The sequence below is a fragment of the Ruoffia sp. FAM 24228 genome (assembly GCF_045528575.1).
In the GTDB taxonomy this organism is placed as follows: Bacteria; Bacillota; Bacilli; order Lactobacillales; family Aerococcaceae; genus Ruoffia; species Ruoffia halotolerans.
In genome coordinates this window covers 1-16,660 of the sequence record NZ_JBGQQZ010000058.1, presented here as the reverse complement: position 1 = coordinate 16,660, position 16,660 = coordinate 1, and the positions used below count along the sequence as shown (strand labels likewise).

Genomic DNA, 16,660 nt, shown 5'->3' with positions numbered 1-16,660 from the left:
GTGTTTGCCTCCGGCTTCCTTCAGATTCCACCTCACGGTGGACACCCTTGCCTTTAGCTAACAGTTCCTACTGCCAAGTCTGTAGTGGACTTTCACCACCAAGTTATCGCCCATGCCGGGCGCACATAAAAAAAGAACTCAACTGTTGAGTTCTTGAGTCATAACATCTCATGTCACAAAATAGTAAACGTTTTGAGAGATTATTATTGATTTCGTTCGTTATTTAAGAAATCTATAGCCTCTAATAAACTGCGGTAAGGTACGTGATGTCCTCCTGAAGGTTGCTCGCTATAACGAAAATGTTTTCCATGAGATTTTTTCAAATCTTCGGCCAGTAATCGATCATATTTAACTGGAACAACCTCATCTTTGCCACCATGAAAAATGAAGTAAGGTTTTTCTAGTATTTTATTCAAGTTTTCTGCTAACGAATAATGTCTCAAGTCACTGGCTAATCGGTCCATTTGGTCAAAATAATCGTCCCAAATTTCTTTCGGATACTTCTCTTTTCCACCATTTTCATATTGTTGGACTAGCATATCTTTACCGAACGAGACTGGATCTGGACAGCCTATAAAACTAGCTCCAGCTGTTACCCAATCATAAGTTGTCAAAAGCATGGAGGTGGTAAAGCCACCCATCGATATCCCACCAACCGTTATATCAGTGCCGTCATAACCATTTTCTTCCATATATTCTCTTAAAGTAGGCAACTCTTTGACATTTTGAAACAAAATACGATAAAAATCAGTTGTCCCCTCTAATGCTCTATTCTCCTGTTTCCGCTCACCATGCAACAATGCATCGGGCACAAAGACAGCATAACCATCTAATGCAAATACATAGGCTTGCGTCATTAAAGATTCCTTAGCATTTGTCCAACCATGGTAAAAAACCATAACGGGTGCGGATGATTTGACAATATCCTTGTCTTCCACAACTAAAAATGGGATATTTTTAGTTGTCTTTTTTTCGATAGTAATCACTATGGCTACACCTCTACTTTTATCTGATGACAACTAACTATATCGGTTAAATATATCGGTCATAAGCTTTCTCTAAACGACATGACGTTTGAATGGATCGTCACTGATACCCTTCTCTAGGACATGCTTTGAAACTTCTTTAGCCGAAAATAAGGAATGATCGACATAGTTGCCACAACTAACCGCGGTAGTACCTTGAACATCTGACCATTCGATTGAAGAAACAATTTCTTCTAGTGAGGCCTTTAGTGCTACTGCTACATCATGAGCAGTTGGCTCACCCCACATAATCAAATGAAAACCCGTCCGTCAGCCAAACGGCGAACAATCAATCACACCTGGTAAGCGGTCTCTTAGTAAAGAAGCTAGTAGATGCTCGATGGTGTGTATCCCAGCAGTAGGGATTGCACTCACATTTGGTTGAATTAATCGTAGATCAAAATTACAAATGATGTCGCCTTGTGTTCCCTTTTCCGTACCAATCAATCGAACATATGGTGCCAAGACTTTCGTGTGATCTAAAATAAAACTTTCAACTTTTGCCATTATAGGTCTCCGTTTCTTTGAGATTATTAATTTGCCAGAACTTCATCCACGCGATTTAAAAAATCGTCTTTGCCAAAAAAGTCTTTATTGAGTAATTCTGGAAATATATGTGCAAAAAAATATTTGACAGAGGGTCTTTCTTTAAAGGATTGAATAGTGGTTGACGCTTCTAAAAACATCTCTTGATAGACCGGTTCTGGATTGCTGTTCACAATTTCTTCAAAAGATTCATACAATAAATCAACCTTGTCAGCGATTGCCAGTAGCTGTCCCTCTACCGAATCATCCTTCGCCTCAAAAAGTCGCCTACGATAAATCATTTGGAACTCTTCTGGAATTTCCTGATCGATAAACTCAATCGTCATTCGTTCCTCTACTGTATGTAGCATTCCCCGTAATTGTTTATTGGCATATTTTACTGGTGTCTTAATATCCCCAATAAACCTTTCAGTATAATCGTGGTTCAAAGACTTTCCATAGAGTAATTTCCAGTTGATTTCAACACCATTTAATTCCTCAATATCCCCCAACACTTGTGCGATTGATGCTACCCTAAATGAATGCGCAGCAACCGTATGTTCTGTGAACTTAAAAAATCCTGGTGCCCTAGAAATCTTTTCTAAATTGCTAAGTCCCACAATATACTCGTTTAACCCCATCTTATCTCCTCCAATTTTTTATTCTCTATCATAAGCGTTCTTCAGTGATTAATCAACAGCCTCATCACTAATCGTTCAACAATCACACTTTGATATAATCAGATCTTAATAACCCCATAAAATAACTATCACGATAAGTGCCATTCGAGAAGAATTGCTCTTTCATGTTGCCTTCAATCTCAAAACCAATTTTTTTATAGATGTGGACTGCTGGGGCATTACTCGTATCAACATATAGATAGACTTTATGCATATTTAAAATTGAAAATGCATATTCAATCCCCTTTTTCAACGCTTGTTGCGCATAACCAAATCCTCTAAAATTTTCTAAGATAATAATCTGGATCTCACAATTACGATGGATAAAATCGATCCAAACTAACTCAACAACACCGGCAAAATTACCCTCTACATCAATCACAAAACGCCTTTCATGAGTATCATGAATATGTTTATCGTAAAGACTGATTAACTCATCTAACGACTCATATGGCTCTTCGAACCAATAAGCCATTGTATTTCTTTCATTATTGATCTCATGGATAAACTTTAAATCTTCTCGTTCCAGTGCTCTAATTTGCATCATTTAACGCTCCTAAATTCTTTTCCTTTTAGATATCGGTTTCTTTCTCCTGTTGCTCCTGTTTGTCTTGTTGCTTATATTGCCTTATTGCCTCATTCCCTTAATGTCACATATTATCGACTGTTAAAAATATCAACAGTTATCAAAACAGTCTGCTTTTCCGTGTCAATAGAGTGAAGTGACTAATTTAAATGATGTGACTGAAATGACTGAGGTGACTGTTTTGAATGCTGTTAATGATTTCAATCCCAAAATGTTGAACACTCTAATGACTTTGATAAGGCCTCACGAAACAAGGACATGAATGGTTTTTGGTAATTTGGTAGATACTGAGATATAGTAAATGCTTCAGCAAAAAACTCTCGTGTAGATTGTGCTGCGTAAGTACCCATTGTTTCCTTAATAAGACGTTTAAAATGCAAGCGATTCAACCCACTTTGTTTTAATAGAGACTGATAGACAGTTTCGTTTAGGGAATTAGGATGATAGATCAACGCATGATTAAATGCCTTTAAGGTTTTTACATCACGCTTATCGATTTCTCGTAAATTCTCATATTGTTCAGCTATCGCTTGTAGATTCTTATTTGTTTTTAGCATCTTGAATATACACTTTAAGTGCAACACTTAATCCTTAAAAAAGACCCCTAGCTAAATTCCAGTTAAAATAGGGTTGTCCACACTATTTGAAAGGAAGATAGCTATGAGCCACTATAACCATCTTACAATATTTGAACGAGAAAAACTATTTTTAATGTTCAACCAAGGTCATTCTATTCGCACTATTGCCGCTGCCGTCGACCGAAGTCCGTCAACGATCTCTAGAGAACTGAAACGTAATTTTAAGAAGGGGACTTATTCTCCTATCATTGCTCAGACGTTATATTCTTACAGAAAGCAAAACTGTGGGCGAAAGTTGATTTTGTCTAATCCCAAGGTTTGGAAAATCGTTCGAAGGCTATTCGTAGAAGAACAATGGTCACCTGAAGAGATTGCCTATCGATTGAAAGACGAACAGGTAGGTATCCATATAAGTTACCCTACCATTTATCGCGGAATCTACAGGGGTCTATTTGAAACAGAACCACTCAGTAAAGGAAACCGCGGGCTGGTTCGTTCTCTCAGACACCGTGGAAAAACTAGACATACGAAACATCATATTGAGAGAAGAGGTAAAATACAGATCTCTAATACGATTCATGAGCGTCCAGCTACTGCTAATGATCGTTCTGAAATTGGTCATTGGGAGGCAGACACAGTGGCTGGTAAGACGGGTGGTGCTTGTTTAGTTACGCTTACCGACCGTAGATCAAGATACTTGATGAGTGGAAAAATCGAGAAAAAACGATCTGAACTAGTCAGAGATAAGATGATTCATTTATTCTCTTCTATTGAATCTAATCAAGTAAAATCAATTACTCCAGACCGTGGTAAGGAGTTCTCAAAACATTGGGAAATCACTAAAGCTCTTAATAACGTCCCATTCTACTTTCCTGACCCACATGCTCCATGGCAACGAGGGACGAACGAAAACACTTACGGCCTATTAAGAGAGTATTTACCGAAAACAAAAGAGATGGATACGGTCACTGATCAGGTTGTAGATCAATATGTTCGTAAACTCAACTTACGCCCAAGGAAGTGTTTAAACTGGAAAACGCCCTATGAAGTATTTTTTGGTGTAGCGTTGCACTTAATTTGACAATTCAAGATATAAAAAGAGTTCAATAAGTGTGCAAATTCATGGTCGATTGTCGTTAATCCTGATTGATCTGCAATTAAGGGTGAGTTTCTCAACTGGTAGACACGGTGATGAATAGTAACCGACCTCACCTTAGTTTGAAACATATTATGGCTAAAGTTTAAATTGCTATCGAACAATCCATACTGTTTTCCTTTACGCATTCGCGAGACAACATTTGTTGCTTGATAAGCGAGATTACGTTTACTCTTGCGGTCAGTGATTCTGATGAGTCCTTTTGGCAAATCAAATTCGTGATGTAATAAAAGCAAACGTTCACTAATCTCATTGGCAAAGTGTGGTTCAATTCGCTTTAAATTGATACTCTTATACGGACTATCCAAACTAGACTCTTCAACGATTGATTTAATCATTGCTCATTAACCTCTCTACTTTCCCCTCTTTATAAGTAACTCTTAATAAGTAACTTTAATCCTGAATGATTCATAACTTTCTTTTATAAGGATAATTTCCTACTTTTAACCGTTTTTAGCTGTATACTATTTATTTTTAAGCCTATTGGCTTTAGTTTTTATCCTTTTTAACCCTCATGTAAGACATGTTACAGGTATTTAGCCAATTATGGGCGGACTTATCCCTTGGACTTACCCATTTTTTAATATTTCGAGCTAACAAACTAATTTTGGTAATTAGTCGATAGAATATTTTCTGATAGACATGACTAGTACTCATTTTTAAGTACAAACGTCGCCCTGTTTTAACGAGTTTTCCTGCAAATTTAAACAATTTCAATCTTAAAGAGTTAACCTGCATCGTTTGATTTTTTGGCTCTAAGCAGAATCTTTTCATGAGATTAACGAGGTTATAGGTTAAGGCACTAATCCATAAGCGACCAAAATTCTCTATAAAACCTAGACTGTCCGTTTTGCCCATAAAGAAACCATTCTTAGCTTCTTTAATATAATTTTCCATCTGACCACGCTTTTGATAAATAGAGAACACTGTTTGAGCGTTAACATTATCCGAAAGAGTGGTAACAATATAAGTGTGTTCAAATATTAATTCATTGGGGCGCCTAACAGATTTAATGCAAATGCGTCTCGGTTTTGTCCAACTCGCTGCTTGGTAAGTGGTCGAGTAGTAATAGGTTTCATCAGTTGTCCAATCCATGTCGTCATCAATCTTAATATAGCCTTCGGCTAACTTACCTAAAGCCCGATTGCTTTTCAAACGAATCACATAGTTAGCATCTTGTTGTTCACATAACTCATAAATTTCAGGTGTTGCAAAACCGCTATCTCCTCGGACTAAAATGGTTTTATCTAACGTCGGTTGGTGATAATGAGATAACAATGGCGAAAGAAATTTTGCAACATTGGTTGAAGTATAAACGTTACCTGGACGTAGTTCCGCACTTAAAAAATCGCCTGTTAGGCCATCAAACGCTACTAAAGGATGGTATCCAGTTGTGCCATAATGGGCATTGTAAGCTGTGCCTTCTTGCTGGCCATAGGTATCAAAGTGCGTTGAATCTACATCAATGATCAACTCAGAAGAATTCCTGAGAGGTTCGAAACGATTCAGTAACGCTAAATTCAATGTCGAAAAATCTTTGATAGTTTGTTCATCTATCTGCTTAAAAAAGCGTGAGATAGTTGGTTGGGAGGCAACCAAGTGGTTGGGAATAACGGAAAATACTTGATCTTTATTCAGATAATCAGCAGCTGAGTCTGTTGAATATCCGGCAGCTAATTGAAAAATAAGTTGTTCAAGGATATTAACATTGGAATGCTTAAAATGCTTGCGAAAGTCCTTAAAATGAAGGAGTTGACTTGCTAATGTTGAAAAATGAATGTGTTCCATAAACAATTTAAGCACTACTAATCCCGAATCGGTAAATAAAGTACCCCCATTATTTGAAATTGTTAATGAGGGATTGAAATTTGTTGGTATTTCGACTAATCTATTCATTGAGGACCTCTTTCTGTGGGTAGTTTTTTGTCGAATTAACCTTAACAGATTGAGGTTCTTTTTGCACCCTATGGGTGCTGAATGAATAGACTAAAAAAGTTTCTGGAACACTAATATACGTACATTGGTAATAAACTATGAATCATTCAGGTTGGTATATATTACATCAAGATAATGTATTTTTATTTAAAATTTAATATATATTGGGTTGCTATTCACAAGTAAATTTACAACAAGAATAATTATTTCATTTACAGAATTCGCTTTTTAATACAAAGAATGTTATACTAATTAATACGCGAAAGATATTTTTTATGCAAGAATTTAATTTGTTTTGATGAAATTTAATCAAACTGGCGTAACTAAAGGGTTACAAGGATATATTAGAGGTTATGGGAATATATCGTTTAAATGAGAAAGAATTAATTTTAAGTAATAGTTACAAGAAAGAACTTTAGAATAATAATATTGAATAGTTAGGTAGCCTTCTCTTTATTGAGAGGGCTATTGTCTATTTAACAGATTGTTTAGACAAAAAAAGCAAAGTGGCTAGTTAGCACACTTTGCTTTTTTTCTTATACTTTTCCTTGTAAAGATTGCAGGCGGTACATATCGTAATATGTTCCTTCTAATTTAATCAGTTCATCATGATGACCTTGTTCGATAACACGGCCTTTGTGCAGAACGTAGATTTTGTCAGCATCTTTGATTGTTGAAAGTCGGTGGGCAATGACAATTAATGTCGCTTGCTCTCGAATCTTTTCAAGACTTTGTTGTATATACTGCTCCGTCTCCGTATCAATATTGGCCGTAGCTTCGTCTAAAATTAAAATTCGCGGATTTCGAATAATCGTACGTGCAATATTAATTAACTGCTTCTGACCAGCTGATAGTGAAGTTCCCCCCTCACTGATGTGAGAACGATAACCATCTTCCATTGATTTAATAAAGTGATCTGCTCCAGTAAATTCTGCAGCTTCTCTCACTTCTTCATCTGAATAGTTTCCATGTAAACGAATATTGTCATAGAAATTACCATAGAACATGAACGCATCTTGTTGGACTAAGCCGATTTGAGAGCGAATACTTCGTTTGGTGTAACCACGAATATCTTCTTTATCAACGGAAATTAATCCTTGTTGGTATTCGTAGAATCGCATTAACAGATTAATGATTGTACTCTTTCCAGATCCGGTATGACCAACAATCGCAATCATTTCTCCCGGAGACACTTCTAAATCGATATCTTTCAATACAACATTTTTACCATCATACGAGAAATACAAATCATCAATGTTAATCTGACCATCAATCAATGAATCCACTGCATTCGCATTTGGTTGAGGTTCTGTATTCTCATTTGCTAGTAAAGCCATCCCGCGAGAGGCTGAAACTAGCCCATCTTGGTAAATACTCAAGCTGTCTAACATCCCTCCAATTGGATGGAAGAATGACTTAGAATAAGACGTAAAAGCGTAAATAATCCCAATATCAACGACTGAACCCGAAAGTAATTGCGCAGCAAAGATCCAGATGACAATGACCAACACAATTTGTTCAATAAGGTTAATGGCAGGCATTAATAGCACAGCATTCATCTTGAACATATTAGTTCTAGCCACTAAGTATTCCTGGTTTACTTCATCGAATTCTTCTTTCATTCGCTGGGTCTGATTGAATTGTTGAATGAGCCACATCCCCATTGTTGACTCACTTAAGCGCGCATTCACCTTACTTAACGCTTGGCGCATACGACGGTAGATGACAGTACTAATCTTTTGGTAGACGTATATCAAGATGAATATGACGGGGATAAAGGCCATGAAGACCCAAGACATTGATACACTAAGTGAAAACATCGCTACCGCAATCATCGTTGCATTAATAAAACCATCGAAAAATGTTAAAAACACATTCCAAAATTCTTTAATTGTCTCGGTATCATTCGTCACACGTGAGACAACTTCACCATTAGGTGTTTTGTTAAAGTAATCTAAACTTAATTTCCCTAATTTGTGGTACAAATTATTTCGCATATTCGCTACCGTATGCTCGGATGCTAATTTAAAAGTGTAATCTTTAACGTAGACAATGACCATTCTTAAAAGTAATAAAACAAGGTACGTTCCAGCTACTTGTAAAGTAATTTGGATTGTTGCTGAACTTGTCGATAAGTACTCATCAATATATTGTTGAATAATAATAGGTAAGTAAGCTGATAAAGCAGAAGCAATAACCATCATAACAATAGATAAGATAAACCATTTAGTTTCAGATTTCGCAAATGAGAATAAATAACGTAATATGTTCCATTGCTCTTTTAGTGAGAAGCTTGTTTTTCTTTGTTTCGTATTACTCATTGTCTTCCCCACTTTCTGAAATTTTCTGATCTAATTGTTGTTGACGGAACATATTGTCATACCAACCTTCTAACGAGAGTAACCGCTCATGAGTTCCTCGTTCGCTAATATGCCCATTATCTAAGACTAGGATCTCATCTGCACGCATAATTGAACTTAATCGATGAGTCGCTATGATTGTGATCCCTTTTTGACGGAATTCACGTAAGTTCGTTAATATCCTTTGTTCTGTCTTAGCATCCACAGCGGAAAGCGCATCATCCATAATTAATATTTCTGGATTCATCGCTAATGTTCGAGCGATTGAAATCCGTTGCTTCTGCCCACCAGATAAACTCACACCGCGTTCTCCAACCAAGGTATCGTAACCATCTGAGAAAGTTAGGATGTCTCCATGAACATCTGCAACCTTTGCATAATATTCGACTTCTTCTTGTGTCATATTTGGACGACCGAAGCGAATGTTCTCTCGGATTGTCGTTGAGAAAAGTAAGTTGTTCTGTGAAATATACCCAACTCGATCATTTAATTCTGTCATATCAATCTTATTCAGTGGTGTGTTATCAATAAGGATTTCTCCAGATTCAACATCAAAATTTCGCACTAATAAGTTAAACAAGGAACTCTTTCCAGACCCTGTTCGGCCAACAATGCCTAAAGTATCCCCTTCTTCCAGTTTAAAGTGAATATCACTTAAAATTTCTACTTCTGAATCTGGATAACTAAAGGTATTAATATTTACTTTTAAATCATTATATTCTAAGTTTTTAACAGGATTGGGATCATTGACGACACTTGCTTTTTCAGATAGCAAATCAGTTACTCGATCATAACTCGCATTCCCGCGCTCCATTGTATTCACTAATCTTCCAACAGCTAATAATGGCCAAGTCATATTTCCTAAATAACTTAGGTAAGCGATTAAGTCTCCTAAAGTAATACGACCATTTTGGATAAAGTATGTCCCAAAAAAGATCGTTAATACATAAGTTAAACCAGTAATCACATCGATGACAGGCGTATAAGCCGAATCAATTCGGAATACTTTCTTGTTCTTTTCAACGACATTGTCCGTTTCTTTAACAAAATCTAGGTAATCCTCTTCCTCTTCCTCTTCACCGAAAGCTTTAATCACTTTCATTCCGGAGACACTCTCTTGTACATGATCATTCATATCAGAGAAAGCTTTTAATGACCCTCTAAAATACTTATTAATTAATTTTCCTAAATATTGGGCAACAAAAATCAATAATGGGAAAGGTAAAATAGTAAACAAGGTCAATTGCCAGTCAATAATAAAAATCATTGAAAACAAAGTCACGACAGTGATTGATAAGGAATCAGTTAAAGTAATAATTCCCCCACCAGCAACAAAGCGTAAAGCAGCTAAGTCATTCGTCGCATGTGCCATTAAATCACCAGTACGATATTGCCCGTAAAACTTCTGATCCATCTTAGTAAAATGATCAAACAAACGGTTACGCATAATCGCTTCTAACAATGTTGAATTCCCAAACAAATTACTGCGCCACATGTATCTTAATCCATACATAAGTAAGCCAATACCAAGGAGTAATCCAGTCTGTTGTATTAAGTGGTCCCAAGTAATAGTCCCGGTTGCCATTGAATCGACTAATCCTCCGATAATTAATGGGATAATCGCTGATAAGATGGCACAGGTAGTTAAGCCACCTATGGCAAGTGCATAGGTTTTCCATCTCAGTTTAAAGAACCATGCTAATTTTTTGAATATTGCAAACATATTAACCTCACTTCAATCTATGAAAATTCTTAAAACGCAGTATATTAATTATAGTCAAAATAGTGTTTTAATGTCAATGATGGCTCCTTTTTTCATCAGATTTGTTCTTCCAATTATATATAGAAAACGCAATTCAAAAACTTGTATTTATTAAAATCTAGTGATAACATACTTATTGTTTATATTTTTTCAAAGGAGAGGATCAGTGACTAAAATTATTTTATCAGATATCAGATGGGATTATATTTTTAATCCCCAACTTGCGCTTGAAAGTATCCCTTTTGTACTCGAAGGGCTTAGTTATACGATTGCTATCTCACTGTTAAGTTTCATCCTGAGTCTTATCGGAGGAACAATCCTTGCCCTTATGCGAATCTCAAGATCAAGGCTACTTAGAATCCTCGCTCGGTTCTATGTTTCTTTCTTCAGAGGTGTGCCAGTACTCGTGACCTTATTCTTTTTATACTTTGGTCTCCCTTTAGCCAATCTTATGCTGACAGCTATTCAAGCTTCGGTCCTTGGCTTTGGACTAACAAGCAGTGCTTACAGTTCTGAGATTATTCGCTCAGCTATTGAAAGCATCGACAAGGGTCAGTGGGAAGCTGCTCAGTCTTTGGGATTGAATCGACGAAAAGTTTTGAGAAAAATTATTTTCCCTCAAGCCACTCGTATTGCGATTCCTGCCTTGAGTAACGTCTTATTGGACTTGGTAAAAGGAAGCTCACTGACAGCCATGATTACTGTTCCAGAAATCTTCCAAAAAGCTAAAATTGTCGGTGGAGCTAATAATGACTATATGACCATGTACTTTCTTATCGCAATTATTTATTGGATTATCTGTGTTATTTATGGTTTCTTACAAGATTACTTAGAGCGACTATATAAGCCAGATCAGATAACTCCCCCTAGCAAACGCATGTCTCCTTAGAATTAAAAATGATTGGAGTAAAAAATGTTCAAAAAATTCTTTAGTGCATTAGTTATCGTTTCACTTTTCTTCACACAATTCACGGCTGTCTCAGCTCAAGAAGATGATTCCTTAAGTCGCGTAGAAGAAAGAGGTCATCTCATCGCAGCCATATCAGGTACGCTCTACCCTAGTGGTTATTATAATGAGGACAACGAATTAGTTGGATATAATATTGATATAATTCGTGAGGTAGCTGATCGCCTAGGTCTTGAAGTTGAGTTCATGGAGATGGGTGTTGACGGAATGTTAACATCTGTGAAGTCAGGTCAAGTTGACTTGGTCGCTGAAGGAGTTCAACCCACTGCTGAACGTGAGAAAGATTTCTTAATCGGTGAACCTATTAAATACAGTTTCACTTCGATCGTTGTCCGTTTATCTGATAATTCAGGTATTGAATCGATTGAAGACTTTGCTGGTAAAAAAGCTGCTGGTGGAGCGACAACCAACTATATGCAAGTAGCCGCTCAATTAGGAGCTGAACTTGTGACTTATGACAACGCAACAAACGATCAATATTTCCTAGATGTTGCGAATGGACGTACTGACTTCATCCCTAATGACTACTACTTACAAAAGACTTCTATTGATTTCTTTAGCGACTTAGGTGTTAAACTTGGGAATGTATTCTACAACCCTTCATTCAGTGCCTTCGTCTATAATAATGAATCAAACGCGCTTCAAGAAGCTATTGATGCTGTCTTAGTTGAGATGAAAGAAGATGGCACTTTAGCAGAGATCTCCGCTCAATACTTTAATGGTGATGATGTGTCCGTTGAACAAGAAGAAATCAACGGCATCAAAATTAGTGACCTTCCAGTAATTGAGTTAGAAGACTAATCTACGAATGAAAACACCTGAGACAATGATGTTCTTAGGTGTTTTTCTTTCTAACTATCTTATAAAAATTTTGATATAATTAATCTATCAAGATGATAGGAGGATCACTATGAGCTCACTATGGAAGAAAACATTAGGTATCGCGGGTGTAGTAATTCCAACTTGGTTAGCAATCTATGCATGGCCACCTAAAGAAAAAACGACACCCTTTAATTATGAGAAACAAGACAGACCCTTAAATATAGCCCACCGCGGAGGTTGTGCCCTGGCACCTGAGGAAACCTTAGAAGCATTCGCTAGGTCTGCACAAGCCGGAGCAGACATGTTCGAGTATGATGTTCATATTACCAAAGATGGATATCTCATTGCCAGTCATGACCCTACTGTCGATAGAATTACAGATGGGAGTGGCTATATTAACCAACTCACTTTAACTGAGATTAAATCGTTCGATGCGGGTGTAACATTCCAAGATTTAGAAGGTAATTATCCTTATCAAGATCAAGGTGTTCAACTAGCAACTGTCGAAGAGATATTCTTATTATTCCCTCACACACCTGCTGTCATTGAATTAAAAGATACTAATGACCCAGCGCTTTACGAAGACTTAATTCAAGAGATGTGGCGTCTAATTCAAAAGTACCATATGGAAGATAAAGTCGTTATAGGCAGTTTCGACCATAAGATTAACAGACGCTTCAAAGAAGTATCTCAAGGTCAAGTAGCTATTGGTGCCGGTGTCAGTGAAGCAACCTCTTATTTAACAAAGATGATTTTAAGACTGAATGGGCTTGCACATACAGATGCTCAAGCTTTCCAACTACCAACGACCCAACATGGGTTAGACTTGACGCAGAAAAATATCATTAACGGCTCACGTCAACGCGGACTAGATGTTTATTACTGGACGATTAATGACGAAGGAACTATGCGTGATTTGATTGCTAAAGGCGTTGATGGGATTATGACAGATAATCCTGAGTTGTTGGAGAAAGTGTTGAATGAGGGTTAGAATCACAAAAAATAGGCTGGATGACAAATTTCATGTCATCCAGCCTATTTCCTTTAATATTTCTTATTCCCAGCAGTAAGGTCCTGACTTTTCCCGGCGTCTTCGACTTGGAAAAAGCCTAGTACTCTTTGCAGGTATAACACCAACATTTTCTCTTCAAGAAAATTGGTGTTACTCCCACTCAATTGTTGAAGGTGGTTTACCTGTCACATCATACACTACGCGGTTAACGTGAGGGATTTCATTGACAATTCGTTTACTAATTTCATGTAATACATCCCATGGAATGCGAGCGAACTCACTAGTCATTCCGTCAATCGACGTTACTGCACGAATTCCGACCATATGATCGTATGTACGGCCATCTCCCATAACCCCAACACTTCTTACGTTTGGTAAAGTCGTAAAGTATTGCCAGATATCACGGTCTAAACCATGTTTAGCAATTTCTTCACGTAAGATTGCGTCAGATTCACGAACGATTTCAACTTTTTCTTCAGTAATTTCACCTAACACACGAATTCCTAATCCTGGTCCAGGGAATGGTTGACGCCAAACGATTGAATCTGGCATACCTAAAGCCGTTCCTAAAGCACGGACTTCATCTTTGAATAATGTGTTTAGCAGTTCAATTAATTCAAACTGCATATCTTCTGGTAAACCTCCCACATTGTGGTGAGATTTAATTGTTTGAGCCGTTTTCGTTCCAGATTCAATAATATCTGTATAAAGTGTTCCTTGAGCTAAGAAGTCAATTCCTTCTAACTTAGTCGCTTCATCATCGAAGACATAAATAAATTCATTCCCGATGATTTTACGTTTTTCTTCTGGATCGCTTACTCCTTCTAATTTAGAAAAGAATCTCTCTTTAGCATCAATACGGATAATGTTTAAGCCGAATTCTTCTAAAGCTGCCATCACGTGGTCACCTTCGTTTTTACGAAGTAATCCATGATCGACAAAGATACAGACTAATTGCTCGCCAATTGCTTTTTGTAAAAGCACACCAACGACACTTGAATCAACTCCACCTGATAAAGCTAATAATACTTTACGGTCGCCAACAAGTTCACGCACTTTCGCAATCTCAATATCAATAAAGTTCTCCATTGACCATTCTCCAGAAACGTTACAAATATTGAAGATGAAGTTACGTAACATGTCATTTCCATGAACACTTGCACGAACTTCTGGGTGGAATTGAACACCATAAATTTGACGTTCTGTATTCTCAAACGCAGCAATCGGTGTACTTTCATTACTTGCTGTGACAGTAAAGCCTTCGGGTACTTTTGTAATTAAATCCGAATGACTCATTAAAACTGTTTCAGTTTCTTCTAAATCTTCAAAGATTCCCGCTTCATTATTACTGATGTTAATTGGCATTTGGCCATATTCACGTTTGTTTGAACCTTCAACTTCTCCGCCAAATAATTTAGTTGTTAATTGCATTCCGTAACAAATTCCAAATACTGGAAGACCTAAATCATAAATAGCTGGATCAATATCAAATGAGCCTGGAGCATAGACACTATGAGGCCCTCCTGAAAGGATAATCCCTTTAACGCCAGTCATTTCTTTTATTTCTTCAGCCGTTGTGTCATTGGGTAATAATTCACTGAATACTCCAAATTCACGGATACGTCTTGTAATTAATTGATTGTATTGACTTCCGAAGTCTAATACAACGATTTTCTCAATATCTAATAAATTTGTTTCCATGCAATTCTCCTTTTTTAATCAATATTTACGTACGTAAACATTGTCAATCGAATGATTTTTTCCTTTATATAAGATTACATCAGCCCGACCTCTTGTTGGTTGAATATGTTGAACAAGGTTGGTTAAGTTAATTGTATACCAAATTTCATTCCCGTAGTCTTCCACTTTTTCAGATGGCCATTTGGTAATTTCATAGAAATAGTTCGTTGGATCATCTTTCGCTGATTCCATGTGCATCTTGAACCGGTCCATAAACCAGGTTTTAATATGAAGTGGATCGGCATCTATATAGATTGAAAAATCAAAAAACTCATTCATATACGTTTGTTGGTTTTCCGGTAGTTGAAAGGCATTAATTCCTTCAACAATTAAGATATCAGGTTTCTTCATAACTTGAACTTCTCCTGGTACTATATCATAGATTTCATGTGAATATGTCGGATATTCAACATCCTCTACCCCAATTTTTACCTTACTCATAAACTCTAGTAAACGAGGCATGTCATAACTTTCCGGGAATCCTTTCCGTTTCATTATTCCACGTCGTTCTAGTTCTTCATTTGGGTATAGAAATCCATCGGTTGTCACTAATTCAATCCGCTTCTCAGGATAGTATTTCTGAAGCAAGCGCTGAAGTACTCTCGCTGAAGTACTCTTTCCTACTGCGACACTTCCGGATACACCAATCATGAATGTATTATTCTCAAATGAACTTTTCTCACCGATAATATCAAAGAATTTATCACGTTCTACTTCATATTCATCTTTGTTCTTAAGCATTACATCAATATAATGAACTAGTGGGACGTAGACTTCTTTCACATCTTGTTGTGATAATCGGTCGTTTAAGGAAACCAATTCTTCCAATCCTACAATTGGTTTTAGGTTTCCTTTCATTTGGTTAAATCGTTCCCATTCTTTTCTAGAATAATGTGTAAATAATTCGCTAGTCAAATGACCACTCCTTAGACTTTACTTTAATTATAAGTATTTTAGCACTCTCCAGGAATAGTTTAAAGGCTTGAAAGAAACCATTTTCATAAATTTTACTAACAACGACTATAACTTCTAATTATCCACTCAAAAAAGCGTGATGATTAAAGCTTCGGGACGATTTATTGCAAAAACTGTTGAATATTATATAATTAAACTATCAATTCGATTGAATTTCTTAGTGTATTAATTTTAGAATTTTACCACGGTTAAAAGTAATACACAATAAAACTCCGATAAATAAACTAGAAATTCGAGTGAATGTTCGGGTTTTAGCTTATCTCATTCGATATTTTTATAGATACATTTAATTAAAATATATAGAAATAGTCACTTTTTTTAACACTATTCCTTATGGAAATGCTTACTAAAGGTTGTATTCTAATAGTATTTATGTAAAATAATAATGTGATATAATAATAATATTTTATATAATTTGATTTGTCAAATTAAGCTAGACAAAACTGCTTCATCTAAGTAACTCAAAAATACTTCCAACGGTGTTCGGTAGTGTAAGGATTTCCGTGGAATCGTGTTCCGTTTGTGTGCAATCGATGA

13 protein-coding genes and 3 pseudogenes are annotated in these 16,660 nt (G+C 36.5%); 4 read left to right on the top strand and 12 right to left on the bottom strand.

The window, feature by feature from the left end:
• Positions 1–203: 203 nt before the first annotated feature.
• From ACEN33_RS09670 to ACEN33_RS09650, 5 genes and pseudogenes are all read right to left on the bottom strand, one after another.
• The gene (locus ACEN33_RS09670) at positions 204–986 is read right to left on the bottom strand and encodes an alpha/beta fold hydrolase (RefSeq protein ID WP_407094038.1); all 783 of its coding nucleotides are present in this window, start codon (positions 984–986) and stop codon (positions 204–206) included.
• 72 nt (positions 987–1,058) lie between these two features.
• A pseudogene (locus ACEN33_RS09665) lies at positions 1,059–1,532 on the bottom strand (S-ribosylhomocysteine lyase).
• Between the two features lie 26 nt (positions 1,533–1,558).
• Positions 1,559–2,191 carry a YfbR-like 5'-deoxynucleotidase gene (locus tag ACEN33_RS09660; RefSeq protein WP_407090717.1) on the bottom strand — a complete coding sequence of 211 codons (633 nt, stop codon included), beginning with the start codon at positions 2,189–2,191 and terminating at the stop codon, positions 1,559–1,561.
• A gap of 82 nt (positions 2,192–2,273) precedes the next feature.
• The gene (locus ACEN33_RS09655) at positions 2,274–2,774 is read right to left on the bottom strand and encodes a GNAT family N-acetyltransferase (RefSeq protein ID WP_407090720.1); all 501 of its coding nucleotides are present in this window, start codon (positions 2,772–2,774) and stop codon (positions 2,274–2,276) included.
• A gap of 242 nt (positions 2,775–3,016) precedes the next feature.
• Positions 3,017–3,373 carry a hypothetical protein gene (locus tag ACEN33_RS09650; protein ID WP_407090716.1) on the bottom strand — a complete coding sequence of 119 codons (357 nt, stop codon included), beginning with the start codon at positions 3,371–3,373 and terminating at the stop codon, positions 3,017–3,019.
• Between the two features lie 97 nt (positions 3,374–3,470).
• Between ACEN33_RS09650 and ACEN33_RS09645 the strand changes: the two genes are divergently transcribed.
• A complete protein-coding gene (locus tag ACEN33_RS09645; protein WP_407090719.1) occupies positions 3,471–4,475 on the top strand; it encodes an IS30 family transposase in 1,005 nt (334 codons plus the stop codon).
• Here the strand turns inward: ACEN33_RS09645 and ACEN33_RS09640 are convergent.
• The 4 genes and pseudogenes from ACEN33_RS09640 to ACEN33_RS09625 all read right to left on the bottom strand — a co-directional run bounded on the left by ACEN33_RS09640 (position 4,436) and on the right by ACEN33_RS09625 (position 10,568).
• Positions 4,436–4,888: a hypothetical protein gene (locus tag ACEN33_RS09640; protein ID WP_407090715.1), complete on the bottom strand. Its 453-nt coding sequence runs from the start codon at positions 4,886–4,888 to the stop codon at positions 4,436–4,438. The genes ACEN33_RS09645 and ACEN33_RS09640 overlap by 40 nt on opposite strands.
• Positions 4,889–5,120: 232 nt before the next feature.
• Positions 5,121–6,446 (bottom strand): annotated as a pseudogene (locus tag ACEN33_RS09635) (IS1380 family transposase); the annotation flags it as partial.
• A gap of 575 nt (positions 6,447–7,021) precedes the next feature.
• A complete protein-coding gene (locus tag ACEN33_RS09630) occupies positions 7,022–8,806 on the bottom strand; it encodes an ABC transporter ATP-binding protein (protein ID WP_407090714.1) in 1,785 nt (594 codons plus the stop codon).
• Complete coding sequence (locus ACEN33_RS09625) at positions 8,799–10,568, bottom strand: ABC transporter ATP-binding protein (RefSeq protein ID WP_407094959.1); 1,770 nt, start codon at positions 10,566–10,568, stop codon at positions 8,799–8,801. The genes ACEN33_RS09630 and ACEN33_RS09625 overlap by 8 nt, the downstream gene beginning before the upstream one ends.
• A gap of 214 nt (positions 10,569–10,782) precedes the next feature.
• Between ACEN33_RS09625 and ACEN33_RS09620 the strand changes: the two genes are divergently transcribed.
• From ACEN33_RS09620 to ACEN33_RS09610, 3 genes are all read left to right on the top strand, one after another.
• Positions 10,783–11,496 carry an amino acid ABC transporter permease gene (locus tag ACEN33_RS09620; RefSeq protein WP_235888765.1) on the top strand — a complete coding sequence of 238 codons (714 nt, stop codon included), beginning with the start codon at positions 10,783–10,785 and terminating at the stop codon, positions 11,494–11,496.
• Positions 11,497–11,520: 24 nt separating this feature from the next.
• Positions 11,521–12,375 carry a transporter substrate-binding domain-containing protein gene (locus ACEN33_RS09615; protein WP_138404122.1) on the top strand — a complete coding sequence of 285 codons (855 nt, stop codon included), beginning with the start codon at positions 11,521–11,523 and terminating at the stop codon, positions 12,373–12,375.
• Positions 12,376–12,484: 109 nt separating this feature from the next.
• Positions 12,485–13,387: a glycerophosphodiester phosphodiesterase gene (locus ACEN33_RS09610; RefSeq protein WP_407090712.1), complete on the top strand. Its 903-nt coding sequence runs from the start codon at positions 12,485–12,487 to the stop codon at positions 13,385–13,387.
• A gap of 171 nt (positions 13,388–13,558) precedes the next feature.
• On the opposite strand, the gene guaA is transcribed toward ACEN33_RS09610, so the two are convergent.
• The 3 genes and pseudogenes from guaA to ACEN33_RS09595 all read right to left on the bottom strand — a co-directional run.
• The gene (gene guaA / locus ACEN33_RS09605; RefSeq protein WP_407090711.1) at positions 13,559–15,109 is read right to left on the bottom strand and encodes a glutamine-hydrolyzing GMP synthase; all 1,551 of its coding nucleotides are present in this window, start codon (positions 15,107–15,109) and stop codon (positions 13,559–13,561) included.
• Between the two features lie 18 nt (positions 15,110–15,127).
• Positions 15,128–16,063: a type I pantothenate kinase gene (coaA, locus tag ACEN33_RS09600; protein ID WP_138404119.1), complete on the bottom strand. Its 936-nt coding sequence runs from the start codon at positions 16,061–16,063 to the stop codon at positions 15,128–15,130.
• Between the two features lie 483 nt (positions 16,064–16,546).
• A pseudogene (locus tag ACEN33_RS09595) lies at positions 16,547–16,660 on the bottom strand (IS30 family transposase); the annotation flags it as partial.

What these genes read in the sequence shown, in the direction of transcription:
- ACEN33_RS09640 (WP_407090715.1), bottom strand. Translation starts at nt 4,888, where the DNA reads ATGATTAAATCAATCGTTGAAGAGTCTAGTTTGGATAGTCCGTATAAG.
- ACEN33_RS09660 (WP_407090717.1), bottom strand. Translation starts at nt 2,191, where the DNA reads ATGGGGTTAAACGAGTATATTGTGGGACTTAGCAATTTAGAAAAGATT.
- ACEN33_RS09610 (WP_407090712.1), top strand. Translation starts at nt 12,485, where the DNA reads ATGAGCTCACTATGGAAGAAAACATTAGGTATCGCGGGTGTAGTAATT.
- ACEN33_RS09630 (WP_407090714.1), bottom strand. Translation starts at nt 8,806, where the DNA reads ATGAGTAATACGAAACAAAGAAAAACAAGCTTCTCACTAAAAGAGCAA.
- ACEN33_RS09655 (WP_407090720.1), bottom strand. Translation starts at nt 2,774, where the DNA reads ATGCAAATTAGAGCACTGGAACGAGAAGATTTAAAGTTTATCCATGAG.
- ACEN33_RS09615 (WP_138404122.1), top strand. Translation starts at nt 11,521, where the DNA reads ATGTTCAAAAAATTCTTTAGTGCATTAGTTATCGTTTCACTTTTCTTC.
- ACEN33_RS09650 (WP_407090716.1), bottom strand. Translation starts at nt 3,373, where the DNA reads ATGCTAAAAACAAATAAGAATCTACAAGCGATAGCTGAACAATATGAG.
- guaA (WP_407090711.1), bottom strand. Translation starts at nt 15,109, where the DNA reads ATGGAAACAAATTTATTAGATATTGAGAAAATCGTTGTATTAGACTTC.
- ACEN33_RS09625 (WP_407094959.1), bottom strand. Translation starts at nt 10,568, where the DNA reads ATGTTTGCAATATTCAAAAAATTAGCATGGTTCTTTAAACTGAGATGG.